The sequence below is a fragment of the Pseudomonas sp. UTLPPB19802 genome (assembly GCF_059730225.1).
Genome location: NZ_AP048545.1, coordinates 4,906,473 through 4,930,790, shown reverse-complemented (window position 1 = coordinate 4,930,790; position 24,318 = coordinate 4,906,473). Strand labels below are relative to the sequence as shown.

The following is a 24,318-nucleotide window of genomic DNA, read 5'->3' as shown; positions in this document are numbered from 1 at the left end:
AGCGGGCTTGCCCGCGCTTGGCTGCCCGGCAGCCGTAAAGCCAGGCGACCCGGTTGCGCACGAAGTATCGCGGTAACCGGTTTCAGGAGCGCTACGCGTTCCAGCGCGGCGGCGCAACCTCCCGCCAAGCCTGCGTTGGGGGGCGGAGCGGCACTGAAACCGGCCCCCCCCAGCCTGGCAGGATGAATCGAGAGGTCCGGTCTGCGGCTGCTTCGCAGCCGAGCGCGGGCAAGCCCGCTCGCCACAAAGGCTGTTCCGGTCGTTCCCACACTCCGCGTGGGAACGACCGGAACAGGGGCTCCAAGGCCCCACAAGGTCTCAGCGGATGAAATGCACCTTGCCGCTGTCGTCGTTGCCCATATACAGGCCGTAGACCCCAGCCTGGCGCTCCTCGATGTAGCGTTCGAGAATCTGCCGGATCGCCGGGTAGTAGATGCAATCCCAGGGGATTTCGTCGGGGGCGAAGAAACGGTAGTCCAGGGTCTCCGGCCCGTACTGGTCGGTGATCTCCAGGGCGATGGCGCGGAAGATGATGTACACCTCGCTGATCCTGGGTACGCTGAAGATCGAATACGGCGAGATGATTTCCGCCCGCACGCCACTTTCTTCCCAGACTTCGCGCAACGCCGCCTGCTCGGTGGTCTCGCCGCTTTCCATGAAGCCCGCCGGCAGCGTCCAGGTGCCGGGACGGGGCGCAATCGCCCGCTGGCACAGCAGGTAGCGACCATCGCGCTCGATGATGCAGCCGGCGATGATCTTCGGATTGACGTAGTGGATGTAGCCGCAGCCCCGGCACATCAGGCGCTCATGGGTATCTCCCGGTGGCACCTGGTGAGCGAGGTCACCGGCACCGCATTGCGGACAGAAGCGCGGGGCTGGCATTTTCAGATACCTATGCGAGGTTCTTTTACAGCGAGAGGGGCGATGATCTCCGGAATCGGACCGGACTCGTCCTGTTTGCGTTGCAGGTATTCCATCGCCACCTTGGCTGCGGCGCGGACGTGATCCACCGACGCCTGGTGGGCGGCCAGCGGGTCGCCGCTCTTGATCGCCTCGACGATGCGTTCCATTTCCTTGTTGCTGGCGCCGCGGCGGTTTTCCTGGGAAACCGAGGTGGCCCGCAGGTAGCTGATGCGCGCCTGCAACTGGCGCAGTTGGGTGGCGGCGGCGTGGTTGCCCGAGCCTTCGAGCAGCACGTCGTAGAAACCCTGCACCGAATCGAGCACCTGCTGCAGTTCGCCGTCCTTGAGGGCCTTGCGGTTCTCTTCCAAGGCCTTTTCCAGGGCCTTGATGTCCTTGGCCTTGGCGCGCAGGGTGAACAACTGGACGATCAGGCTTTCCAGTGCGCAACGCAGCTCGTAGATATCCCGTGCGTCGGCCAGGGTGATGATGGCCACGCTCGGGCCCTTGGCATCGGCGAAGGCCACCAGGCCCTCGGATTCCAGGTGGCGCAGGGCCTCGCGCACGGAAGTCCGGCTGACTCCCAGGCGGTCGCACAGGTCGCGCTCCACCAGACGATCCCCCGGCAGGAGCTGGAAGTTCATGATGGCGCTTCGCAGCTTGTCCAGCACGATTTCGCGCAGGGTGACGGGGTTGCGATTGACCTTGAAATTATCGTCGAGTGGCAGGCGTTTCATGGGGGCGGCTCTGAATATGGTTGTCCGGATCACGGGAACAGGGTATCGGGCCTGCTACGCCATACCGGACAGCCATCGGTTAACTGGAGGCGCCTGCTTCGGCGTCGGCCTCGGCAAAGGCTTCGCGGGCCAGCCGGAAACTGTCCACGGCTGCGGGAACGCCGCAATAAATACCGACTTGAAGCAGGATTTCGCGTATTTGTTCACGACTGAGGCCGTTACGCAAGGCACCACGTACATGCAGCTTGAGTTCGTGGGGACGATTGAGGGCCGAAATCATCGCCAAGTTTATCATGCTGCGCTCCTTGAGCGATAAGCCCTCGCGGCCCCAGACATGACCCCAGCAGTATTCGGTGACCAGTTCCTGCAGCGGACGGTTGAAATCGTCGGCATTCTGGATGGACTTCTGCACATAGGCTTCGCCCAGCACCTGGGTACGGATCTCCAGGCCTTTCCGGTATTTCTCGTTGCTCATTTCGCGTCCTCGAAAAAGAGCCGTGCGCGAGAGGCGGCGCACGGCCGAAGCGTCAGTTACGCCAGGGTCGGCAGTGCGCCGAGCTTGCCCTTGTGGTAGATCATCGGGGTGACCGGGTCCTGCGGCAGGATCAGATTTTTTACCGCGCCGACGATGATCGCGTGATCGCCGCCGTCGTACTCACGCCACAGTTCGCACTCGATGATCGCCGTGGCCTTGGGCAGCAGCGGGTTGCCCAGCTCGCTCAGGTGCCAGTCGATGCCCTTGGCCTTGTCCTTGCCCTTGCCGGCGAATGCGTAGGCTTCGGCGGTCTGGTCGGCGGACAGCAAGTGAATCGCGAAGCGCTTGCTGTCGCGCAGGATCGGGTAGGTGTCCGAAGCATAGTTGGGGCAGAACAGCACCAGCGCCGGATCGATCGACAGCGCGCTGAAGGCGCTGGCGGTGATGCCGACGATGCCGCCGTCGGCGTCGAGGGTGGTGACCACCGTGACGCCGGAGGGGAAGGAGCCCATGACTTCTTTGTAGATACCGGGTTCGATCATTTCAGCTGTCTCCTAGCGCATCACGAAGGGGTCGGGCATCGGTGCCTGCGAGAGGTTGATCCAGACCGTTTTCAGTTCGGTATAGGCCAGTACCGAGTCGATACCGCTCTCACGGCCGTAGCCGCTGTTCTTGAAGCCGCCGATCGGCGCCATTGCCGACACCGCGCGGTAGGTGTTGACCCAGATGATTCCGGAGCGTACATCGCGGGCCAGGCGATGGGCGCGGCCGAGGTCGCGGGTCCAGATGCCGGCGGCCAGGCCGAACTGCGAGTCGTTGGCAATGGCCAGCGCTTCGGCTTCGTCCTTGAAGCGGATCACCGAGGCGACCGGGCCAAAGACTTCTTCCTGCATGATCTTCATCGAGTTGCGGTCGCATTCGAACAGGGTCGGCTCGTAGAACCAGCCGCCGTCGATGTCCGGACGCTTGCCGCCGGTACGCAGGCGCGCGCCTTCGGCCAGGGCGTCGGCGACCAGGCCTTCGACCACGGCCAGTTGCTGGGCGGTGGCCATCGGGCCCATCTCGCTGGTTTCATCCTGCGGGTTGCCGATGCGGATGCGCTGGGCACGGGCGATCAGGCGTTCGACGAATTCGTCGTAGATCTCGTCCTGGACCAGCAGGCGCGAGCCGGAGACGCAGCTCTGGCCGGAGGCGGCGTAGATCCCGGCGACGGCACCGTTGATCGCGCTGTCGAGGTCGGCGTCGGCGAAGATGATGTTCGGCGACTTGCCGCCCAGTTCCAGCGACAGCTTGGCGAAGTTCTCGGCACTGCTGCGCACCACGTGGCGTGCCGTGGCCGCGCCGCCAGTGAAGGCGATCTTGCGGACCAGCGGATGGCGGGTGAGGGCGGCGCCGGTGCTCGGGCCGTAGCCGGTGACGACGTTGACCACGCCCGGTGGAATACCGGCTTCCAGGGCCAGGCGGGCCAGTTCGAGAATGGTCGCCGAGGCATGCTCGGAGGGTTTGATCACGATGGTGTTGCCGGCGGCGAGGGCCGGTGCCAGCTTGATCGCGGTCAGGTACAGCGGGCTGTTCCACGGAATGATCGCCGCGACCACGCCGATCGGCTCGTGCACGGTGTAGGCGAACAGGTCCGGCTTGTCCAGCGGCAGGGTACCGCCTTCGAGCTTGTCGGCCAGGCCGGCGGTGTAGTGGAAGAACTCCGGCAGGTAGCTGACCTGGCCGCGGGTTTCGCGGATCAGCTTGCCGTTGTCGCGGCTTTCCAGTTGCGCCAGTTGTTCCTTGTTCTCGGCGATCAGGTCACCCAGGCGACGCAGCAGCTTGCCTCGTGCGGTGGCGGTCAGGCCGCGCCAGGCCGGATTGTCGAAAGCCGCCTGGGCCGCCTGGACGGCGCGCTCGACATCGGCTTCGTCGGCATCGGGCAGTTGCGCCCAGGCCTCGGCCAGGGCCGGGTTGAGGCTATCGAAGGTCTTGCCGGACAGGGCATCGACCCATTCGCCGCCGATGCACATCTGGAAGCGTGCGAGTGTCATGCAACGATCCCCTTTATGGTTTGTTGGACGTAGGTGGTTGCAAGGAAGTCGAGGAGCATCTGGTTGACCAGGCGTGGCGATTCCACCGGCATCATATGCCGTTGTTCAGGGAGCACGGCAACCTGGGCACCGGGAATTCGCTCGGCCAGTTGCCGGGCCATCAGCGGGGTCGAACCGGGGTCCAGTTCGCCGGTGGCCACCAGCGTCGGCGCCTGGATGGTGTTCAGGTCGTCGGCGCGGTACATGTCTTGCGTGGCGAACAGCTTATAGGTGGTCAGGTAGCCCTGCGGGTCGTTGCTGGCCAGGACTTGGCGGATCGCGGCGATCTGCGCCGGGTTAGCAGCCTGGTATTCGCGGCTGAACCAGCGCGACAGGGCTGCTTCGGCATTGGCATCCGGACCGTGTTCGGCAGCCTGGCTGGTGCGGGCGATGACACCCTCGCGCTGTTCGGCGCTACGGTTGAACACGCTGTTGAGCACCACCAGGCCTTGTAGCCGTTGTGGAAAGTGCAGGGCAAAGGCCCTGGCGACCAGACCGCCCATGGAGAAGCCGATGACGCTGGCGGTGGGCAGTTGCAGGTGGTCGAGCAGTTCGCGCAACTGATCGGCATACCCGAGCAGCCCGCAGTCGGGGTCAGGGCGCGGACTGGCGCCGTGGCCGAGCATGTCGTAGGCAATGACCCGATAGTGTGGCGCGAGGCCAACGATCTGGCCGCCCCACATTTCTTTGTTCAGCCCGACCCCGTGGATCAGGACTACGGGTTGGCCTTCGCCGGTCGCCAGGTAACTGGTGCCGGCCGGGGTGCGTTCAGCGGTGTGCCGAATCATGGAGCGCTCCTGCCTTTCTTATTTGATTACTGGGCTTTCTCGGCGGCCAGTTCTTCCAGGTCGATGTAGCGGTTGCCGATGCGTGGGTGCAGGCGGCCGCCATCGGCGCAACCCAGGACCACGACGATTTCGTCGGCACGTGGCGCGTCTTCGATCTGCATTTCCAGGGTGATGTAGTGCGAACGCAGGCCTTCGTCGTCCTTGTGCATCATCGGGATCTGGATCGAAGTGCCCGGGCCGCCGCGCTTGTTGGTGAAGCTCAGGTAGCTCTTGGCCTTGACCGCTTCACGGTAGTGGTTGCCGAAGCGCAGGGTGTGGATCACCGCCGAGGCGTGTTCGATCTCGCCATCGGCGCCGACAACAGCGGCCTTGCCGTAGGCTTCGATGTTCTCGGCACCGCCGATGGCCTTGACCAGGCGCTCGACCATCAGGGCGCCCAGGTCGGAGCAGTTGGCACGGATTTCCGGTTTCAGGTCTTCGACGAAACCACGGCCCAGCCATGGGTTCTTGATCACTACCGCGAGGCCGATCATGGTCACCGGCTTGTCGGTGGCCTTGCCGCCTTCGATGAAGGTTTCCTCGATGTAGCTGACGATCTTGCGGATTTCGAAACTCATAAGGGGCTCCTCGGTTGTGTGTCGGTCTGTTGGTATGATGGTATACCATAATACTGGCTGCGCAAGCCCCTTGAATGAGTTTGTGTTGCGCAAGGATGACCGGAGGTCGGAATCAGCTGCTGCCGGCCCGTGTTCAAAGGCTTTCAGCGAGATAGGCGGGGGGCGGGGCGCCCGGATGAAAGGTCGAAATGCCGACCCCGGGCAGGGCGGCATTCATCACCGACTCGGAGCGGTTCTAGCGGCAGCTGGCTGCCGTGACCTTGCAGGTACGGGGTGTGCCGCCCGATTCGGCGGCATAGCGTCGGCAGTTGTCCAGGGATTTGGCGCTGGCGGTTTTCACGCTGGGTCCCCAGGCAAGCCCACCGACACCGGTGGTCGGCACCGCCTTGGCATAACAGGGGTAGCCGTTGACCGGGGTCTGGTGTCCGGAGCAGCCGGTGAGCAGCGAGAAGCTGCTGGCCAGCAGGAGCAGGCAGGGCAGGGATGGAAGGGTGCGTCGGCGCTGTTCGATCATGGCGGGGTCGTTGTCGAGAAAGAGTCGGTCCTATTTTCCTGGCTTGTCGATGAAGCGCAAGACCCGCCTGCAGGCCGGCCTGCTCGACAGAAACGGATGATCCGCCGGGTGTATTAATGGCATCATGGCGGACTGTCGAGGCGCACGAGCCTGTGCGCGTACCTTTCGAGCCTGGAGAGTTGATCAATGGCTGTGCAGCAAACCCTCACCGTGATCCCGCCGAACGCGTCCCTGAACGGCAAGGTGACGCCACCCGGTTCGAAGTCGATCACCAACCGGGCCCTGTTGCTCGCCGCCCTGGCCAAGGGCACCAGCCGCCTGTCCGGCGCACTGAAAAGCGATGATACCCGCCATATGTCCAATGCCTTGCGGCAGATGGGCGTAACCATCAGCGAACCCGACGACACCACCTTCGTGGTCACCGGAAGCGGCCAGTTGCAGGTGCCCGCGCAGCCGTTGTTCCTCGGCAACGCCGGTACGGCGGTACGTTTCCTCACGGCGGCGGTGAGCACCGTCGATGGCACGGTGGTGCTGGACGGTGATCACTACATGCAGAAACGTCCGATCGGCCCGCTGCTCGATGCGTTGCGTCGCGCCGGCCTGGATGTCGAAAGCCCTACCGGCTGCCCACCCGTGACCGTGCGTGGCCAGGGCCGCGTACAGGCGCGCCGTTTCGAGATCGATGGCGGTCTGTCGAGCCAGTACGTCTCGGCCTTGCTGATGCTGGCGGCCTGTGGCGAGGAACCGGTGGAAGTGGCACTGACCGGCAAGGACATCGGCGCCCGCGGTTATGTCGACCTGACGCTGGCCTGCATGCGCGCCTTCGGAGCGCGGATCGAAGAGGTCGACGAGACTACCTGGCGGGTGGCGGCTACCGGCTATACCGCCTGCGACTACCAGGTCGAGCCGGACGCGTCGGCGGCCACCTACCTGTGGGCCGCGCAGGCGCTGACCGGGGGGCGCATCGACCTGGGCGTGGCCGGGGAGGATTTCACCCAGCCGGATGCCAAGGCGCTGGAGGTGATCCAGCAGTTCCCCAACATGCCGGCAGTGATCAATGGTTCGCAGATGCAGGACGCGATCCCGACCCTGGCGGTACTGGCAGCGTTCAACCGCACGCCGGTACGTTTCGTCGAGCTGGCGAACCTGCGGGTCAAGGAATGCGATCGGGTCCAGGCGCTGCACGACGGCCTGAACGAAATTCGTGCCGGGCTTTCCTCGGTGGAAGGTGACGACCTGCTGGTGGCGGCCGATCCAGCCTTGGCTGGCACGAGCTGCAACGCGCTGATCGACACCCATTCCGACCATCGCATCGCCATGTGCTTTGCCCTGGCGGGGCTGAAGGTTTCCGGTATTCGTATCCAGGATCCGGATTGCGTGGCCAAGACCTATCCGGACTACTGGAAGGCCCTGGCTTCGCTGGGTGTGCAGTACGTTTCGTAAGACCGCTGGCTGATCAGGCCTGGACCAGTGCCAGGCCCTGGTCATTGCTGTCGACCTTCACCCGGCTGTAGTCCGCCAGCGTCGGGTGCGCTGTTTCCAGCGGATGGCCGTGGGTGGCGGTGATCACCGTCACCGGAATGCCCGCTGCTTCCGCCGCACCAATACCCGCTGGCGCATCCTCGAAAATCAGGCACTGAGACGGCTCGACCCCCAGTCGCCGGGCGGCCAGCAGGTAGCCGTCCGGTGCCGGCTTGCCGCGGCTGACGTCTTCGGCGGTGATCACCAGGTCGGGCAGGGGAATGCCGGCGGCGGCCATGCGGCTTTCCGCCAGGGCCCGTGGCGCCGAGGTCACCACGGCCCAGCGGTGGGCGGGCAGGTCGGCGAGAAACGCCAGGGCGCCGTCGATGGCGACCACGCCCTCGACGTCATCGATCTCGGCCTGGGAGATGGCCTGCGCTTCGCGCTCGGCGTCGACGCCGGGCAGGTTCTGCCGGCGGATGGTGTCGATGCAGCGCACGCCATGGATGGTCTTCAGGAAGGCCGGTACATCCAGGCCATGCCGGCGCGCCCAGTCGCTCCAGACACGCTCGGCAGCTGCGATGGAGTTGAGCAGCGTCCCGTCCATATCGAACAGAAACGCCGCGAAGCGTTGACCTTCAAACATGCCGTGTTCTCCTCTGGGCAAACAACCATGCTAACACGACGGGTTGCTACACTCAGGACTCCACGCCCGGACGGCCCGGGCGATCGATGTGAGGTGCGTATGGATACTCAGCCTGCTTGCGTGACTGATCCGTTTTCGCGGTATCCCCTGGTGGGGATGCCCTGGCATGAAGTCCCTGTGCCCGAGGACGATGAGGTGGTGGAGGATGGGGTGGATGACGAGCCTCCACCGCAAACGTGGAAGCATCCCGACGATGGCAAGGAGATGCCCGAGCGCGATCGCGAAACCCCGCTCAAGCCCTGATCGCTCCTGCCGGTCCGCCCGTTGCCCGCCTCGCTGGTGGGTAACGGCTCTGTTCGCAGAGCGCCCGGAACCTGTCCGGGAGTGGCGGTTCAGAGCCTTCTGCCCTTGATGGCCCGCGGCAGAGGGGGCATCATCGTCCTCCCGAGTGCTTTTGCACACCGTTCCCATTCAGGTGAAGATCCATGAACCATGCCATTCGTGTCGTTGCCATCCTTCAAGCCAAGCCGGGCAAGGAAACCGAGCTGGAGGCCGTATTGAAGGCCGCCGTGGTGCCCTCGCGGGCCGAAGCCGGTTGCCGTGAATACACGCTGCATGTCGACCGGGACAATACCGGGCGTTTCGTCTTCGTCGAGCGCTGGATCGACATGGCTGCGATCGAACATCATCGTGAAACCGAGCACTATCGGATCATGGGGGCCGCAGCCGCCGACCTGGTACAGGACCGCCAGGTCCTGCTGCTGGATGAAGTACCCGGACAGTAAAGCCGCCAGCGCAGGGACGCGTCCATTTCCCTTTCGAGACTCACCATGACCTTGTCGACTTCATCTCTTGATGCCCTGTGGCAGGCGCGTTACGGCCTGCCGCTGTCCAAGGCTGACCTGCCGCACAACGCGGTGCTGCATAGCCTGCTGGAGCACCGCTCGGTCCGGGCCTTCCTGCCCGATGCGCTGCCTGTCGGCGCCCTTGAGGTCGCAGTGGCAGCCGCCCAGTCGGCGTCCACCTCGTCCAACCTGCAGGTCTGGAGCGTCATCGCGATCCAGGATCCGGCGCGCCGGGCGCGCTTTGCCGAGTTGTCTGGCGGCCAGCGGCATATCGAGCAGGCGCCGTTGTTCCTCGCCTGGGTGCTCGACCTGTCGCGCCTGCGGCGCCTCGGTGACGCCCAGTCACAGGCCACCGATGGCCTCGACTACCTGGAAACCTTCGTCGTCGGTAGCGTCGACACCGCACTGGCCGCGCAGAATGCCGCGGTGGCCTTCGAGTCGCAGGGGCTGGGTATCGTCTACATCGGGGGAATGCGCAACCATCCGGAAATCGTTGCCGAGGAGTTGGGGCTGCCGGTTGGCAGCCTGGTGCTGTTCGGCATGTGCGTGGGCCACCCTGATCCGGCCTTGCCGGCGACGGTCAAACCGCGCCTGCCACAGCGCGTGGTGTTGCATCATGATCGTTATGGCGTGACGGACGAGTTGCAGCAGTGCCGTGCCTACGACGAGCAGATGCAACAGGCCCAGAGCCGCCAGGGACGGGCGGGACAACCCTGGTCCGAGGCGGTGGTGCAGCGTGTGGCAGGGCCCGGGTCGCTCAGTGGCCGTGACCGGCTGCGTGAGGCGGTCGCGGCGCTGGGCTTTGAGTTGCGCTAGAACGTTTCGGGCTGGCCTCTGGGCTTTGTGTGGTTCTCTCGGGCCTCTTCGCGGGCAAGCCCGGCTCCTACCGTACGGTGGCGCCTGCGCCCGTACGTACGCTGCAGCCTTGTGGAACGTACGGGCGGCGTCCGACTTGCCCGCGAAGGGGCCAGGAAAGGCGCCACAAGCCTGTCGGCTTGCCCCCTCAGAACCGCAAGCTTGCCCCCGTGGTGAACCAGTGATCCTGGCCGCCATTCAGCTGTCCGCCCGCTACCAGGTCGATGTCGAGGTTCTTGCCAATATGCAGGCGCGGACCCGCCTGCCAGCCCTGGTCGCCACCTTCCTGGCCGAAGCGCTCGGCCACCAGTGTCAGCGCCGGTGCCAGGTCGTATTCCAGGCTCGTGCCCCAGGTCAGTCGATGCGTCTGTTCGCCGTCGTTGTAGGCATGGCTCCAGCCACCGCTGACGGTCAGGCGTAGCGCTTGGATCGGTGTGTAGGTCAGTGGCAGGGCCAGGTCGGTGCCGTCGTAGGCATGGCGGCGAGCTGTGGCGAAATGCGCCTGGGCCTGCAACGCCGCCTCCAGGCCCAGGTCCTCGCGGCTGAACAGCGCTGCCTTGAGGTGCGGGCTGAACAAGGTCTGGTGCTCGCCATCATCGCGACTGCGATTGATATCGGCGCCCAGTTGCAGCGAGGACAGGCTGGTCGGGGTGCAGTCCGCCGACAGCACGGTTTCTCCGCTCGACGCGTGGTGCCGGGTGCTCTTGTACCAGCTGTCGGCAGTGCATTCGCCGGGTGCGTTGAGGCCGCCGTCATCGACGACATAGGAACCTCCGGCCGCATGGGCCTTGGAGTAGGCTGCCAGCAAGGCAACGGCGCCGAGGCTGGCGGCCAGAAATGCCAGGGTGCCGTGCAGGCTGCGTCTTCGAGCGCGCGGCAATGCCTGGTAGAGCGAGCGGTGGGTGGTGCCTTGCGGTGAGCGGTCGGTCCGGTGTTGATGATTGTTCTGCATGAGAGCCTCGCTCAATCGTCGATCGAAAGGGTTTCAATGCCGATGGCCCTGGCCTGGGCCAGCAGCTCTTCGGTGTCGCTGCCGCCCGGGAAGGCAATCACCAGGTCCGGTTCGCTGTCGAGCAGCATGAACCGGTTGCGGCGGCGCTCGGCCTGCTTGCCGTAGCGTTGCCAGTTGGAGGGGTAGCGCACGATGTGGACGCCGGTTTCCCGGGCCCAGTCCTCCAGGGTGCTGCCCAGGTGCTGGTTGCCTCCATGCACCAGCACGTCGACCCGGCGCAGCGAGTGGTAGGCCTCGAGGACCTTGCGGCACATCGATGCGTCCATGTAGTAGCGGCCGGCGCAGATCAGGACGCGCATGGGTAGTCATCCTTGTTGTTCGGACGCCGCCCTCCAGCAAGACGCACGCTGGGGCGGGTCGTTTCCGGCGGCTCGCCGAGGCCCGGGATAGGCTCGCCGGCCCGTTCCAGCACCGGGTAGGCCAGTGCGGCGATGTGGTGATGGACCCGGCGGTAGTCGCGCAACACCCGCTGGAAAATGTCCCCGGATTCGGCCCAGGCGCTCTTGTCGGCGCTGAGCTTGCGAAAGTGTTCGCGACTGGCGCTGGCTTCCAGTCGACGGATCGCATCCTTGCGCATGACCAGCCTGTGGGCGCTGGCAATGTCTTCACGCAAGAACACGGTGACCGCCAGGCTCAGGCTTTCCAGCTGTTCGTCGTGCAGCCGGTGGATATGCCCCAGCTCGAACTTCGAAAAGGTTTCACTGCGGCGTTGCCGGCGCATGGCCAGTTGCGTGAGGCTGCTCGACAGGATGTCGCCGGCGTGTTCCAGGTTGATCACGAACATGAGGATTTCCTGGGCACGGTCGGCGTCCTCGTCGCACAGGCCATCCTGGCCGATGTCCGCCAGGTAGGCACGGATCGCGGCGCTGAGCAGGTCCAGCGACTGGTCCAGTTGCCTGATCTGTCCGGGCGTGGCCTGGGTGGGTGTCTCGAACAGCCCGAGTACCTGGCTGAACATCAGCGATAGCATGTCGGCCAGGCGCAGGGCTTCGCGCACGGCGTTGGACAGGCCGATATTGGCCACTTCCAGCCCGGCCTCGTCGAGGTACTGCGGCATTCCCGGATCAGCGGCGGGCTCGGGCGCCGGCAGCAACCGGGTCAGCAGGTCGGCCATGCGCTCCACCAGCCCGAGGAAAGCCAGGCCCAGCAGCAGGTTGAAGGTGGTGTGCAGGTACACCACCTGGCGGTCCGCGGTGATGCCCGAGTTCGCCAGCAGATGGCCGAGCCAGGACACCCACGGCAGCACCAGCAACGCCCCGAACAGTCGCACGGCAAGATTGCCCAGGGGCAGGCGTCGGGCCACCGTGGTGCTGGCGCTCAGCACCGGAGGCAATGCACCGCCGATGTTCACCCCCAGGACCAGGGCCAGGGTGGTGATCGGCGACATCACGCCGGTGCTGGCCAGCGAGGCGACCAGCAGGATCACCGCGACGCTGGAATGGCAGATCCAGGTCAGCAGGGCGGCGACCAGCAGCGCGATCAGAATGTCACCTTGCAGACCCTGCATCACCGCGTGGAAGACCGGAGTGTTTTCCATCTGCTCGAGCACGCCGCCCAGCAGGTTCAGGGCCAGGAGCATCAGCCCCAGGCCGATCAGCGCGCAGCCGACGCTTTCGTAGCGGGAGTCGTCGCGCAGGCGGAATACCACGAAGCCCGCGAGCAGTACGATGGGGATCGCCAGCGTGGTATTGAAGCTGAGCAACTGCACGACCAGGGTCGAACCGATGTTGGCGCCGAGCATCACCGCCAGCGCGGGTGCGAGGCTGAGAGTACCGGCGGCGGTGAACGAGGTCGCCATCAGGCTGACCGCCGTGCTGCTTTGCAGGATGGCGGTCAGGCCGATGCCCGAGAGCAGGGCTTTCCAGCGTTTATCCAGGTTGCGCCCGAGCCCGTTGCGCAGCTGGGTGCCGAAGCCGCGCAGCAGGGCCGTGGAAACCATATGGGTGCCCCACAGCAGCAGGGCGATGGTGCCGGCGAGTTTGATCAATAGAGTGGTTCCAGACATGAGGGTTCTCCCAGTGCTGGTGTATTGCTTTCAGGTTTGCAGGAGCCGGCTTGCTGGCGATTGCAATCTGTCAGTCAATAATTTCGCTGACTGATACACCGCGATCGCCAGCAAGCCGGCGCCTACGGGAGCGCGGGCATGCTCGGGCGCTCGTCAGAACCACTGCTTGAAGCGGCGGATGTAGAGGGTTTTCATGGTCTGGGCCAGCACGCAGTAGGTCAGCAGGGTGCCCACCAGCCACGGGAAGTAGCTCATCGGCAGCGGTACCAGGCCGACCAGCGTGCCCAGTTGCGAGAACGGCAGGTAGAGGCCGATCGCTATCGCCAGGCTGGTCATGACGATGACCGGCAGCGCCGCAGTGCTCTGGAAGAACGGGATCTTCTGGGTCCGCAGCATGTGCACCACCAGCGTCTGCGACAGCAGGCCCTCGACGAACCAGCCGGACTGGAACAGCGCCTGCATTTCCACACTGTTGGCGGCGAACACGTACCACATCAGCGCGAAGGTGGTGATGTCGAAGATCGACGAGGTCGGCCCGATCCACAGCATGAAGCGGCCGATGTTCTTCGCGTCCCACTTGCGTGGCTTGCGCAGGAACTCCTTGTCCATCTTGTCCCACGGCAGGGCCAGTTGGGAGATGTCGTAGATCAGGTTCTGCAGCAGCAGGTGGATCGACAGCATCGGCAGGAACGGAATGAAGGCGCTGGCCACCAGTACCGAGAACACGTTGCCGAAGTTGGAACTGGCGGTCATGTTCAGGTACTTCATGATGTTGCCGAAGGTTTCGCGGCCCTTGAGCACGCCTTCCTCGAGCACCATCAGGCTCTTTTCCAGGAGGATGATGTCGGCCGATTCCTTGGCGATGTCGGTGCCGCTGTCCACCGAAATGCCCACGTCGGCATCGCGTAGCGCCGGGGCGTCGTTGATGCCGTCGCCGAGGAAACCCACGGTGTGCCCGTTCGACTGCAGCGCCTTGAGCACCCGCGACTTCTGCAGCGGGGTCAGCTTGGCGAAGACGGTGCGTTCCTCGACCCGCAGCTTGAGAGTGGCCTCGTCCATGTGCTCGATATCCTGGCCGAGCAGCGGCAGGCCTGGCTCCAGGCCGACCTCGCGGCAGATCTTGCAGGTGACCACGGCATTGTCGCCGGTCAGCACCTTCACGGTCACACCGATGTCGCGTAGGGCGGCAATGGCCGGGCCGGCGGTTTCCTTCGGCGGATCGAGGAAGGTCAGGAAACCGCGGATCACCAGCTTGCGCTCGTCGGCGGTCTTGTACTGCGCCTTGGCCTGGTCCCTGGTGATTTCCCGGGTGGCCACCAGCAGTACGCGGAAGCCCTCCTGGTTGTAGTCGTTGGCCAGGGCCAGCAGCTCCTTGCGGCGCTGCTCGTCGAGGGCCATCACGGTATCACCCTCCATCACCTGGCTGGAGATGGCGAGCATTTCCTCGACTGCACCCTTGCACACCAGCAGGTGGTCGCCGTGGCTGTCCTCGACGATGATCGACAGGCGCCGGCGGACGAAATCGAACGGCAACTCATCGACCTTGCTGTAGGCGAACGGCTTCTCGAATTTCGGATCCTGCTCGGAGAAGCGCAGCACGGCCTGGTCCATCAGGTTCTTCATGCCGCTCTGGTGGTGGCTGTTGAGCCAGGCCAGGCCCAGCACCGCATCGTTACGCTGGCCGTCGGTACCGACGTGGTGTTCGAGGATGATCCGGTCCTGGGTCAGGGTCCCGGTCTTGTCGGTGCACAGCACGTCCATCGAGCCGAAGTTCTGGATCGCGTTGAGGCGCTTGACCACCACCTTGCGCCGGGCCATGGCGACGGCGCCCTTGGCCAGGTTGGCGCTGACGATCATCGGCAGCATTTCCGGGGTCAGGCCCACGGCCACGGCCAGGGCGAAGAGCAGGGCATCACCCCAGTCACCCTTGGAGAAACCGTTGAGCAGGAACACCACCGGCACCATTACCAGCATGAAGCGGATCAGCAGCCAGCTGACACTGTTCACGCCGCGGTCAAAGGCGGTCTGCACCCGCGAGCCGACGATGGCCTTGGCCAGCGAGCCGAAGTAGGTGCGCGGGCCGGTGGCGACCACCACGGCCCTGGCCGTGCCGCTGACCACGTTGGTGCCCATGAAGCAGATGTTCTGCAGGTCCAGCAGGTTGTTCTGGTCAGCGGCGGTGCCGGTCGCGGACTTCTGCGCGACGTCGCCGAGGGTGTCGTACTTTTCCACCGGCAGCGCTTCGCCGGTCAGCACGGCCTGGCTGATGAACAGGTCACGGGACTCGATCAGGCGGATGTCTGCGGGGATCATGTCGCCGGCCGACAGGTGCACGATGTCGCCGGCCACCAGTTCACGCATCGGGATTTCCCGCAGGGTCGGCTCGCAGCCCACCTGCTCGCGCCGCATGACGGTGGCGGTGGTGCGTACCATGGCCTTGAGCGCTTCGGCAGACTTGGCCGAGCGGTACTCCTGCCAGAAGCGCAGGCTGCTGCTGAGAGTGACCATGGTCATGATAATGATGACCTTGGTCAGGTCGCCTTCTTCACCGGCTCGTTCGGCCAGCCAGAAGTCGGTGAAGAAGCTGATGCCGGCCAGGATCAGCAGTACATAGATGAACGGGTTGTTCAGCGCATGGAGAAACTGGACCAGCGCGCGGGGTGGCTTGTCGTGGGCGACCTCGTTGAAGCCTTCGCGCTGCAGGCGGCCTTCGGCGTCCAGTTCGGTCAGGCCGTCGCGGCTGGCCCTGACGTTGCTCAGGGTGGTGGCCAGGTCCTGCTGCGATTCGCGGGCGGCACGCATCGACAGCCGGGCGTTGTCCTTGCCGCTGTCCTGGGTGTGCCGTGGTGGAGTTTTTACGTTGCTCATGGGTATGCCCCTGTCACGTGTTCGCGACCAGGCATGTGCCGGCTCACCGAATGATGGGCGAGCGAATGCCTGCCGAGTCGCGAGGGTGCGATCGATTCGAATATGGGTAGTGGGGAATATTTGACGTTCGCTGCCCGTCCACGAAAAAACGACAGGCAGCGAACCGACTACTGGCTTCGTCCATAATAACTTTCTCGATGTTCATTAATTAACGGGAATAAAAATTCCGTGCACTTATTTGTTGTGTAAGTGCATGTTTGAAGTTGTCTTTGTTGCGCCGTTCAATCAGGCGACGCAAACCTCGACATATCGTTTCGGCGGCTTACAAAGGCGCAGGGCGAGCATGCGACTCTGCGGGTCCTGGCTGTCATCGAAGCTCCAGCGCTGTTGCAGTCGGCCGGTGTTCGGGCAGATGCGCCAGCCGATGGTCGCGCGTCGCGAGGCTTGGGCGTTGCAGGAAGGAATGGCGAACAGGGCGTTGGGACGCACGCGGGTGGGCTCGCGGCACAGCTTGACGCGCATGCTGGCGGTAAAGGCGCGAACGCCGGGCATTACAGAGGATTTGAAGGTCATAACACACCTCGTGACCGGACTGGCGCCGGCAGAGGGGAGTTACGTAGGAGCACGAGGCCCTGGCGCAGCTCACCCGACTGTGCGTCGAGTCCCGTCAATGTTTGGGTCAAGCGCCCGATAAGCCGCGTTCGCGGTAATCGGACTGCGTCTGGATACTGTGTCCATTGGGTTCTTTTGTGAGTTGAAAAAAGGCCTGTCGTGCAGGCAGGGGGAATTTACTCAGCGAGGCGTATCAAGTCAATTGAAAATAATCTGTTTTGTACAATTAATCTGAATGAACGCTGAACTTCCATTCATATTGTTTTTATTGGAGCCGAGGCCTGCTTGTGACAGCAGGCCCCTGGCGGGTTATTCCCAATCGGCCTTGCCGATGGCCAGTCCGTGGAGTCCGTTGTAGCTGGCGCGCTGTGGCGGCTTCCAGCCTTCGAGCAGACTGTCTTCGAGTTGATAGACCTCCACGCCCAATGGCCGGCAGACAGACAGCGGGTCCTGGGCGTCCGGGCCCCACATTGGCAACGACAGGTCGCCGCCGGGGCAGGTCGACAGCGCGCACAGGACGTCGATCTCGGCGAAGAACTCCAGATAGTCCCCCTTCTTGGCCGGGCAGGCCTTCATGAAATACATGTCGTCATGGTTCAGGCCGGTGCACTGGAAGATGTTCAGTACATCGTGCACATCGAACTCGGTCAGTCCGTGGGGCAGGACCGCGCGGGTCAGGTTGGAGTGGCAGTGGTGGTGGAAGTCCTCGCCGGTGAGCATCTTGTTGACGTAGGGGTCGCAGCGGGTGCCGAGCAGGTCGTGCAGGCGCCCGCCGTGCTCGTCGATACCGTAGTCGGCCAGGCTGTCGTCGGTGATGGTCACCAGCGGCCGCAGGAACGGCAGGTTCGACCAGAGGCGGTCGTAGGTACTCACGTGGGCACCTTGCAGTTGGCGGGTGCGAGCGGCCCACAGGCGCTCGCGCGGGTCGTTGGCGTTCCAGATGTTGAAGTCGCCGACCTGCGGGCCGACCGGGGCGGTGACGCGGAACACGTGGCCGGCCGGGACCTTCCAGGCGCGGCCGGTGCGGATCGGTACTTCGAAGGACTCGACCAGCGTGCGGCCGTCCTGGCGTTCGCGGATACGGTCGTAGAACGGCTTGTCGACCTGCAGGGCCGAGCCCTTGCTGACCTGGTAGGCGGCGGGGTAATCCTTGTACATGAGTTAGTCTCCGGTTTCAGGAACGGGGTGGGTGGTTGAACAGATCGAGCAGGGCATGCTCTGAGTCGTCCAGGTAACGGGTCATGGCTTCGGCGGCGTCGTGGCGAAGGCCGTCGGCGAGCAGGTCGTGGATCTGTCGGTCGCGCTCCAGCCAGGGGCGCTGGAAGTTCTCTTCATCGGGGGCCACGGCGAACACCAGGCGCATCTGCGCGGCGATGTTGGTGAAGAATGCGTCGAGCAGCGGGCTGCGCAACAGCCCGATGATGTGTTGGTGAAAACGCAGGCTGTGGGTACCGAACGCCTGCCAGTCCTCGCGCTCACGGGCCAGCTCGGCGGCCTCGATGGCATCGAGCATGCGGTCGGACTCGTATTCGCGCAGTGGCTTGCTGCCCAGGATCGCCTGCACTTCCAGGGTGCGGCGTACGAGGAACAGGTCGCGCACTTCCGGCACGCCCAGGCGACGGACCATCACGCCCTTGTTGCGCACGTAGGTGGCCAGGCCCTCGTGGCCGAGCTGGTGCAGTGCCTCGCGTACGGTGTTGCGCGAAGCGTTGTAGCGCACGGTCAGCTCGGCCTCGACCAGCGCCATGCCCGGCAACAGCCGGCCGCCGATGATGTCCTCGCGCACTTCGCAGGCCACCTGGTCGGCCAGGGACAGACTTTCGGCGGTTTTTTCCGGGGTCTTGATGTTCATGCCAGTTGTACATCCTTGAGGAAGCGGTTCATCCGTTCGCTGCGATTGTCCAGCAGTTCGCGCGGTGCGCCGGCCTGGACGATCTCCCCGCGCTCCATGAACACCACGCGGTCGGAAACCTGGAAGGCGAACTTCATTTCATGGGTGACGATGACCATGGTCATGCCTTCACGGGCCAGGTCCTCGATCACTTTCAGTACATCACCGACCAGCTCCGGGTCCAGTGCCGAGGTCGGCTCGTCGAAGAGCATCACCTGGGGCCGCATCGCCAGTGCACGAGCGATTGCCACGCGCTGTTGCTGGCCGCCGGAGAGCTGGTGCGGGTACTTGCCGGCGTGCTCGCGCAGGCCGACCTTGGCCAGCAGCGACAGGCCCAGGGCTCGCAATTCGGCATCGCTGGCGTGGCCATGGTGACGTGGGGCGAGCATGACGTTCTCCAGGACCGTCTTGTGCGGGAACAGGTTGAAGCCCTGGAACACCATGCCGACCTGGACGATGCCGTCCATGTGCAGGCGCGTGCCCAGGCTGCCGCCATCCTCGTGGTTGCCGCGCAGGAAGGGCGCGCCACACAGCTCGACCTGGCCGCGATCGAGGCCTTCGAGGCCATTGAGGGTGCGGATCAGGGTGGTCTTGCCCGAGCCCGATGGGCCGATGATCGACACCACCTCGCCGAAGCGGATGTTCAGGTCGATGCCCTTGAGCACTTCCAGCTGGCCGTAGTGCTTGCGCGCGCCGGTCACGCGCAGGGCGAACTCGCCACGTCGTGGCGCTGCTTCGTGGCGTGCGGGTGCCGGTTGTGCCGGGCTGTCGGCAATCACCCTGGGCTGGCGACGGGTCACGTCCAGGTGCAGTTCCAGGCGTCTGAGCAGGTAGCTGAACACGGTGACGATCAGTACGTAGTAGAAGGCCACCGCCAGCATGGTCTCCATGACCAGGAAGTTCTGCGTGTACAGCTGCTGGCCCACCAGCAGAATCTCCGACAGCGAGATCACCGACACTAGCGAGGTCAGCTTGACGATGGTGATGTACTCGTTCGCCAGGGTCGGCAACGCCACTCGCAGAGCCTGCGGAATGACGATCAGCCGTTGCACGCCGGTGTAGCGGATACCCAGCGCTTTGCCGGCTTCCAGCTGCCCCTTGGCCACGGCCAACAGGCCGCCGCGATGGATCTCGGCGATGTACGCCGCTTCACTCAGCACCAGCGCGATCAGGCCGGCGGCGTAGGGGTTGGACAGCAGCACGCTGGTGCCCGGAAACACCTGCGGCAGGTTGTAGACGAAAATCAGCAGCACCAGCAGCGGCAGGCTGCGGAAGAACCAGATATACAGCGCCGCACCACGGTTGAGGGCGCGATTGCTTGACTGCCGGGCCAGGGCCAGCACGAAGCCGAACACGATGCCCAGCAGCCAGGTCTCGACACTCAGCTCCACCACGGTGCCGACTGCCTTCCAGAAATCGCCGTTGACCAGCAGGCCAGCGGCGTAGTGCCAATCGAATTGCATGTTCGATGCTCCCGCTTACTGTGCTGCTGTCTGGGGATTCTGGCCCAGGGCCTGGGCCACTTCGCTCGGGCTTGGCTCGCCGAGGTTGTAGTGAGCGAGCAGGGTCTGGTATTCGCCGCTGCTCTTCATGGCTGCCAGGCCCTGGCGCAATTCGCCGAGCAGTGCATCGTTACCCTTGCGCACGGCCAGGCCGATCACCACCGGATAGATCAGTTCCTTGGAGCTGATAGTGATGCGGCCCTTGAGCTTGTCGGCGGTGATCGCCGCGACTGCGGCGTCCTCGAACTGCACATCCACCGCCTTGGCCAGCAGCGCCTGGGCGGCTTCCGGCGAGGTGGGGAATTCACGCGAGTCGATCGGCGCCTGGCCGTTGGCCTCGCAGTGGCTCTTGGAGAGTGCCATCAGCTTGGGAATCCACGAGCCGCCCTTGATCGAGCCGATCCGCTTGCCGCAGAGGTCTTCCGGGCGCTGTGGGCGGAAGCTGTCGTCGGCCCGCACCATCAGCGAGGCGCCGCTCTTGAGGTAGGGTACGAAGTCGACCTGGGCGGCGCGCTCGGGGGTGACATACAGCGCCGAGGCGACCACGTCGAAGCGGCGCGCGTTGACGCCCATCACCAGGTTGGCGAAACGGGTGTCCTGGAACTGGGTGGTCAGCTTCAGGTGCTGGCCGAGCAGGTTCATGAACTCGGGATCGAAGCCCGCCGGCTTGCCCTGGGCCAGGTAGGTATAGGGCGGGTAGGTAAGGTCGGAGCCGACGCTCAGGCGGTCGGCTTGCAGGGTGCCGTCGGCGGCCTGTACCGCGCTGGCGGTGCAGAGGGTGAGGGCGAGGGTGAAGGCTTTTGCTCGGGACATCGGGAACGCTCCACTGATGATTGTTCAACAATCGTTGTGGTTACGTTTATCAATAGTCGTGCCAGTCTTGCGTTTACTGGCCGGCCAGAGCGGTCGCAGGCGGCTGTGTGCGCCAGGAGCGTGCACGCTTTTTACTGGAAGTAACACCATGGTGCGCGGGTGTGCGGTCCGCTCCTCGACTGCGTGAAGGCTGTGTGGCGGATAGACGTACAATCACCGGTGTGGGCACAATCGGGTCTTTGGAAGGTATTCACTCAAGGGGCACCATGGATCGCTACGCATACTCCCTTCGTTCGATGTTGTTGCTCTCCGGACTGCTGTTGGCGGCTGGTACGCCCGCGATGGCAGCCTCCTTCGATTGCCAGAAGGCCTCCACGGCGGTGGAGAAGGCCATTTGTGCCAGCCCCGAATTGAGCGGGCTGGACAGCGCCCTTGGCTCCTACTACAGCCAGGCCATGGCCCGGCTGGCGCCCGAGCCGCGTGATGCCCTGCGTAATGGCCAGCGGGCCTGGCTGCAGGCCCGCAACGCCTGCGCTACCGACCCGGACAAGCTGGTTGGCTGCCTGCAACCCTTGCTGAGCCAGCGGGTGGTGGAGGTGGGCAAGCAGGTCCAGCCCGAGACCGCGGTGCTGGACGCGCTCATCGCCAGCATTCCCTATCATCCGGCCGAGGCCGCCGAAGGACTCAGGGCTTATCCGGACAATGGCCTGGCAGCGGCCTGGCTGGTCTATCTGCATCGTTTCGAACCGACCAGCGGGGTCACGCAGAAGGAGGCGGAGCAGAGCCGGCAACGGGCGATAAAGGCGTTGGCCGATGACAGTTTCTCGCTGTCGGTCTTCACTGACACCGAGAAGGACGCGTCGATCAGTCGCGAGCGGGTCGACCTGACGCTGCTGCGCATGCAGATCGAGCGCGCGGAATATGCGCCCTACGATAGTCAGCGCGATTATGTGCACTGTTTCATTTTCTCGCGCCAGGGGGAGGATGCCTACGCGACCTTCGGTCCGTTGTACGGCTCTACCCGCGACAGCAGCGCGCCGATTTGTGGGCCCCAGGGCAACCTGTTTGCGCTGGCTGCCTGGAAACAGTTGAGCCAGGGCTTCGACAAGGTCGTGGATGCGGCCAGCGAGAACAGTGGCACCATCCGTTTTGCCAGCTACGCCGGCTGGCGCCTGATGGCGTTGCAGGCGACTGTTTCCCCGCGGACCTTTCTCAAGGCTGCGGACAAGCAGAGTGCCGATCCGGAGCAGGTCATCCGTGATTGGACGGACGACAAATCCTGGCCGAAGAAACAGCGGCAGCAGGTTTTGGCAGCCATCGAGCCAGCACGGCAGGCAACGGCCACCTGGCTGCAACGCGAGCGTGGCCTGTCGGCCAGCGAGTCCCAGCAGGCCGCTCGGGAGATCGTTCGCCAGTGGCTGAATGACCGCCTGGACTTCATCGGGGAAAACAGCGAGGGCTGAACGACCACGACCCGCCGCCTGGAGCCTGTTTGCGGGCAGGTTTCAGGCAGTGGACTGCTCAGGGTGTTTTCAGGCTGGGCAGTGCTGCTTTTCCCGTGTCGCTCAGGACTGGCTGCTCTGGTTCGATTTATTGACGCCCGAAAGCCGTCACTATTATAATAATTGCCATTAAATTGATATCAAATGTATCGAGGGATCGTACATGTGGGTTTTTGCCCTCGGAATGAGGTTCCTCCCGGCATCGCCGTTCTGCGTTACCCCCACCGTCGAAACACCCCTTTCAACTGCCGGAGCCAAGCCAGTCGCTCAGGCTTAAGCCCTGGTGTCCAGCCAGAACAGGCCGGAGCCTTCCAACTGGCGGAAGGGCTGGCGTGTGATACCCAGTGTTTGAAGAACCCCTCGATCCATTCGTTTCTCTATTTCCCCCGTCCGTTTTTCCAGGAGAGTGCTGCGTGAAGAAAATGCCGCAGGTGATGATGTCAGGGATGGCCGCAATCGTGCTGGCCACCATTGCCGGCTGTGCCGCCCAGGAGACTTCCCGGGCGTTGCCGGTGCAGCAGGTTGAAAGCGTCAGCCGTCCGTATGCCGGGGCACGTACGCCTATCGCCGTCGGCAAGTTCGACAACCGTTCCAGCTACATGCGCGGGATCTTTTCCGATGGCGTCGACCGCCTGGGCGGCCAGGCCAAGACCATCCTGATCACCCACCTGCAGCAGACCAACCGCTTCAGCGTGCTGGACCGCGACAACATGGCGGAGATCCAGCAGGAAGCGACCATCAAGTCCCAGGCCCAGAAACTCAAGGGCGCGGACTATGTCGTCACCGGCGATGTCACCGAGTTCGGACGCAAGGAAACCGGCGACCAGCAGTTGTTCGGCATCCTCGGTCGCGGCAAGACCCAGGTGGCCTACGCCAAGGTCGCGCTGAATATCGTCAATATCGTGACTTCTGAAGTGGTCTATTCCACCCAGGGCGCGGGTGAGTATGCGCTGTCGAATCGCGAGATCGTCGGCTTTGGCGGCACCGCCAGCTATGACTCGACCCTCAACGGCAAGGTCCTCGACCTGGCCATGCGCGAAGCGGTGAACAAGATGGTCGATGCCATCGACAGCGGTGCGTGGAAACCGGGCCAGCACTAACGTATTCGATAAAAGGGAGTTTCAGGGGTGATGGGTAAAGTGTTCAGTTCGCTGCGTTTGGGCGCGTTGGTGCTGGGTGGTGCGGTGTTGGTCGGGTGTGCCCAGCAGCCCAAGACGCTGTATCAGTGGGAAGGCTACGAACCGCAGGTCTACGAGTATTTCAAGGGCGAGTCCAAGGAAGCGCAGGTGGCGGCGCTGGAGGCCGACCTGCAGAAAATCAAGTCGACCAACCGTGCGGCACCGCCTGGTTATCATGCCCACCTGGGCATGCTGTACGGCAGCCTGGGCAAGGACGACCAGATGGTGCAGCAGTTCCAGACCGAAAAGGCGCTGTTCCCGGAGTCGGAAACCTACATGGATTTCCTGTTGAGTAACGCGCAGAAAGGAAGCAAGCCATGAACCTGCGCTTTCTGGGTATCGTGACCGGATTGGTCCTGCTCGGCCTGCTGGGCGGCTGTGCCCGCCAGGTCAAGAGTCTCGACTATTCCGCCTACAAGCAGGCACGCCCGAAGACCATCCTGGTGCTGCCGCCGCTGAACCAGTCGCCGGACATCAAGGGCTCCTACAGCCTGTTGTCCCAGGTGACGTTTCCGCTGGCCGAGGCCGGTTACTACGTGATGCCGGTGGCCCTGGTGGACGAGACGTTCAAGCAGAACGGCCTGACCACCGCCGACGACATCCAGAACACCTCGCCAGCCAAGCTGCACGATATCTTTGGTGCGGACGCGGCGATGTACATCACCGTGACCGACTACGGCACCAAGTACATGGTATTGAGCAGTAACACCATCGTGACCGCCAATGCCAGGCTGGTTGACCTCAAGTCCGGTACCACCCTGTGGACCGGCAGCGCGACAGCGTCGAGCGAGGAGGGCAACAACAATAACCAGGGTGGCCTGGTCGGCATGCTGATCACCGCCGCGGTCAAGCAGATCATCAACAGTTCCACCGATGCCGGCCATCCGATTGCCGGTCTCACCAGCCGGCGCCTGCTGTCGGTTGGGCGCAACACCGGCCTGCTCTATGGGCCCCGATCGCCGAAATACGGCACTGACTGATGCGCGCAGGGGCAGGCTCCTGCCCCTTTTCGGCTTGTTTGCGTT

At 64.1% G+C, this 24,318-nt stretch carries 26 protein-coding genes; 8 read left to right on the top strand and 18 right to left on the bottom strand.

All coding sequences use genetic code 11. The features are described 5' to 3' along the window. Positions 1–318: 318 nt before the first annotated feature. The 8 genes from AC6I6U_RS21300 to AC6I6U_RS21265 form a co-directional block, all read right to left on the bottom strand. Positions 319–882 (bottom strand): NUDIX hydrolase, encoded by a 564-nt coding sequence (locus AC6I6U_RS21300; protein ID WP_497878001.1) that lies wholly within the window; start codon positions 880–882, stop codon positions 319–321. Between the two features lie 2 nt (positions 883–884). After that, positions 885–1,637 carry a GntR family transcriptional regulator gene (locus tag AC6I6U_RS21295; RefSeq protein ID WP_497878000.1) on the bottom strand — a complete coding sequence of 251 codons (753 nt, stop codon included), beginning with the start codon at positions 1,635–1,637 and terminating at the stop codon, positions 885–887. Between the two features lie 79 nt (positions 1,638–1,716). Continuing rightward, positions 1,717–2,112 carry a carboxymuconolactone decarboxylase family protein gene (locus tag AC6I6U_RS21290; RefSeq protein ID WP_497877999.1) on the bottom strand — a complete coding sequence of 132 codons (396 nt, stop codon included), beginning with the start codon at positions 2,110–2,112 and terminating at the stop codon, positions 1,717–1,719. 56 nt (positions 2,113–2,168) lie between these two features. After that, positions 2,169–2,654: a flavin reductase family protein gene (locus AC6I6U_RS21285; RefSeq protein WP_497877998.1), complete on the bottom strand. Its 486-nt coding sequence runs from the start codon at positions 2,652–2,654 to the stop codon at positions 2,169–2,171. Between the two features lie 12 nt (positions 2,655–2,666). Beyond that, complete coding sequence (locus AC6I6U_RS21280) at positions 2,667–4,145, bottom strand: aldehyde dehydrogenase (protein WP_497877997.1); 1,479 nt, start codon at positions 4,143–4,145, stop codon at positions 2,667–2,669. After that, a complete protein-coding gene (locus AC6I6U_RS21275; protein WP_497877996.1) occupies positions 4,142–4,972 on the bottom strand; it encodes an alpha/beta fold hydrolase in 831 nt (276 codons plus the stop codon). Before AC6I6U_RS21275 ends, AC6I6U_RS21280 begins: the two co-directional genes overlap by 4 nt. A 26-nt stretch (positions 4,973–4,998) precedes the next feature. Next, on the bottom strand, positions 4,999–5,589 hold the full coding sequence (locus tag AC6I6U_RS21270; protein WP_497877995.1) for an amino acid synthesis family protein: 591 nt from the start codon (positions 5,587–5,589) through the stop codon (positions 4,999–5,001). Positions 5,590–5,824: 235 nt separating this feature from the next. Beyond that, the gene (locus tag AC6I6U_RS21265) at positions 5,825–6,103 is read right to left on the bottom strand and encodes a hypothetical protein (protein ID WP_497877994.1); all 279 of its coding nucleotides are present in this window, start codon (positions 6,101–6,103) and stop codon (positions 5,825–5,827) included. A gap of 186 nt (positions 6,104–6,289) precedes the next feature. Here AC6I6U_RS21265 and AC6I6U_RS21260 point away from each other — a divergent pair, with 186 nt between their 5' ends. Then, a complete protein-coding gene (locus AC6I6U_RS21260; protein ID WP_497877993.1) occupies positions 6,290–7,546 on the top strand; it encodes a 3-phosphoshikimate 1-carboxyvinyltransferase in 1,257 nt (418 codons plus the stop codon). Between the two features lie 13 nt (positions 7,547–7,559). On the opposite strand, the gene AC6I6U_RS21255 is transcribed toward AC6I6U_RS21260, so the two are convergent. Then, entirely contained in the window at positions 7,560–8,210 is a 651-nt protein-coding gene (locus AC6I6U_RS21255) for an HAD-IA family hydrolase (RefSeq protein ID WP_497877992.1), read from the bottom strand. Between the two features lie 99 nt (positions 8,211–8,309). Between AC6I6U_RS21255 and AC6I6U_RS21250 the strand changes: the two genes are divergently transcribed. From AC6I6U_RS21250 to AC6I6U_RS21240, 3 genes are all read left to right on the top strand, one after another. After that, positions 8,310–8,513, top strand: a complete 204-nt coding sequence (locus AC6I6U_RS21250; RefSeq protein WP_497883161.1) for a hypothetical protein — start codon at positions 8,310–8,312, stop codon at positions 8,511–8,513. 182 nt (positions 8,514–8,695) lie between these two features. Continuing rightward, on the top strand, positions 8,696–8,995 hold the full coding sequence (locus AC6I6U_RS21245) for a putative quinol monooxygenase (RefSeq protein WP_497877991.1): 300 nt from the start codon (positions 8,696–8,698) through the stop codon (positions 8,993–8,995). 45 nt (positions 8,996–9,040) lie between these two features. Continuing rightward, entirely contained in the window at positions 9,041–9,871 is an 831-nt protein-coding gene (locus AC6I6U_RS21240; RefSeq protein ID WP_497877990.1) for a nitroreductase family protein, read from the top strand. A gap of 187 nt (positions 9,872–10,058) precedes the next feature. On the opposite strand, the gene AC6I6U_RS21235 is transcribed toward AC6I6U_RS21240, so the two are convergent. The 9 genes from AC6I6U_RS21235 to AC6I6U_RS21195 all read right to left on the bottom strand — a co-directional run bounded on the left by AC6I6U_RS21235 (position 10,059) and on the right by AC6I6U_RS21195 (position 20,613). Further along, entirely contained in the window at positions 10,059–10,862 is an 804-nt protein-coding gene (locus tag AC6I6U_RS21235; protein WP_497877989.1) for a PA4824 family protein, read from the bottom strand. Between the two features lie 11 nt (positions 10,863–10,873). After that, complete coding sequence (locus tag AC6I6U_RS21230; protein WP_497877988.1) at positions 10,874–11,221, bottom strand: DUF2493 domain-containing protein; 348 nt, start codon at positions 11,219–11,221, stop codon at positions 10,874–10,876. Further along, positions 11,209–12,927 (bottom strand): Na/Pi cotransporter family protein, encoded by a 1,719-nt coding sequence (locus AC6I6U_RS21225; RefSeq protein WP_497877987.1) that lies wholly within the window; start codon positions 12,925–12,927, stop codon positions 11,209–11,211. The genes AC6I6U_RS21230 and AC6I6U_RS21225 overlap by 13 nt, the downstream gene beginning before the upstream one ends. 153 nt (positions 12,928–13,080) lie before the next feature. Then, on the bottom strand, positions 13,081–15,795 hold the full coding sequence (gene mgtA, locus AC6I6U_RS21220; RefSeq protein ID WP_497877986.1) for a magnesium-translocating P-type ATPase: 2,715 nt from the start codon (positions 15,793–15,795) through the stop codon (positions 13,081–13,083). A 285-nt stretch (positions 15,796–16,080) separates the two neighbouring features. Then, on the bottom strand, positions 16,081–16,368 hold the full coding sequence (locus tag AC6I6U_RS21215; RefSeq protein ID WP_497877985.1) for a hypothetical protein: 288 nt from the start codon (positions 16,366–16,368) through the stop codon (positions 16,081–16,083). A gap of 348 nt (positions 16,369–16,716) precedes the next feature. Beyond that, positions 16,717–17,565, bottom strand: a complete 849-nt coding sequence (locus tag AC6I6U_RS21210; protein ID WP_497877984.1) for an urea carboxylase-associated family protein — start codon at positions 17,563–17,565, stop codon at positions 16,717–16,719. 16 nt (positions 17,566–17,581) lie between these two features. Further along, on the bottom strand, positions 17,582–18,259 hold the full coding sequence (locus AC6I6U_RS21205; protein ID WP_497877983.1) for a GntR family transcriptional regulator: 678 nt from the start codon (positions 18,257–18,259) through the stop codon (positions 17,582–17,584). Further along, positions 18,256–19,761, bottom strand: coding sequence for an amino acid ABC transporter permease/ATP-binding protein (locus AC6I6U_RS21200; RefSeq protein WP_497877982.1), 1,506 nt, complete (start codon positions 19,759–19,761; stop codon positions 18,256–18,258). The genes AC6I6U_RS21205 and AC6I6U_RS21200 overlap by 4 nt, the downstream gene beginning before the upstream one ends. Before the next feature lie 15 nt (positions 19,762–19,776). Beyond that, a complete protein-coding gene (locus AC6I6U_RS21195; RefSeq protein WP_497877981.1) occupies positions 19,777–20,613 on the bottom strand; it encodes an ABC transporter substrate-binding protein in 837 nt (278 codons plus the stop codon). 266 nt (positions 20,614–20,879) lie between these two features. Between AC6I6U_RS21195 and AC6I6U_RS21190 the strand changes: the two genes are divergently transcribed. From AC6I6U_RS21190 to AC6I6U_RS21175, 4 genes are all read left to right on the top strand, one after another. After that, positions 20,880–22,076 (top strand): lysozyme inhibitor LprI family protein, encoded by a 1,197-nt coding sequence (locus AC6I6U_RS21190; protein ID WP_497877980.1) that lies wholly within the window; start codon positions 20,880–20,882, stop codon positions 22,074–22,076. Positions 22,077–22,537: 461 nt separating this feature from the next. Then, entirely contained in the window at positions 22,538–23,215 is a 678-nt protein-coding gene (locus tag AC6I6U_RS21185) for a CsgG/HfaB family protein (RefSeq protein ID WP_497883075.1), read from the top strand. 30 nt (positions 23,216–23,245) lie between these two features. Beyond that, a complete protein-coding gene (locus AC6I6U_RS21180) occupies positions 23,246–23,614 on the top strand; it encodes a DUF4810 domain-containing protein (protein WP_497877979.1) in 369 nt (122 codons plus the stop codon). After that, the gene (locus AC6I6U_RS21175) at positions 23,611–24,273 is read left to right on the top strand and encodes a DUF799 domain-containing protein (RefSeq protein ID WP_497877978.1); all 663 of its coding nucleotides are present in this window, start codon (positions 23,611–23,613) and stop codon (positions 24,271–24,273) included. The genes AC6I6U_RS21180 and AC6I6U_RS21175 overlap by 4 nt, the downstream gene beginning before the upstream one ends. The last annotated feature ends 45 nt before the right edge of the window (positions 24,274–24,318 follow it).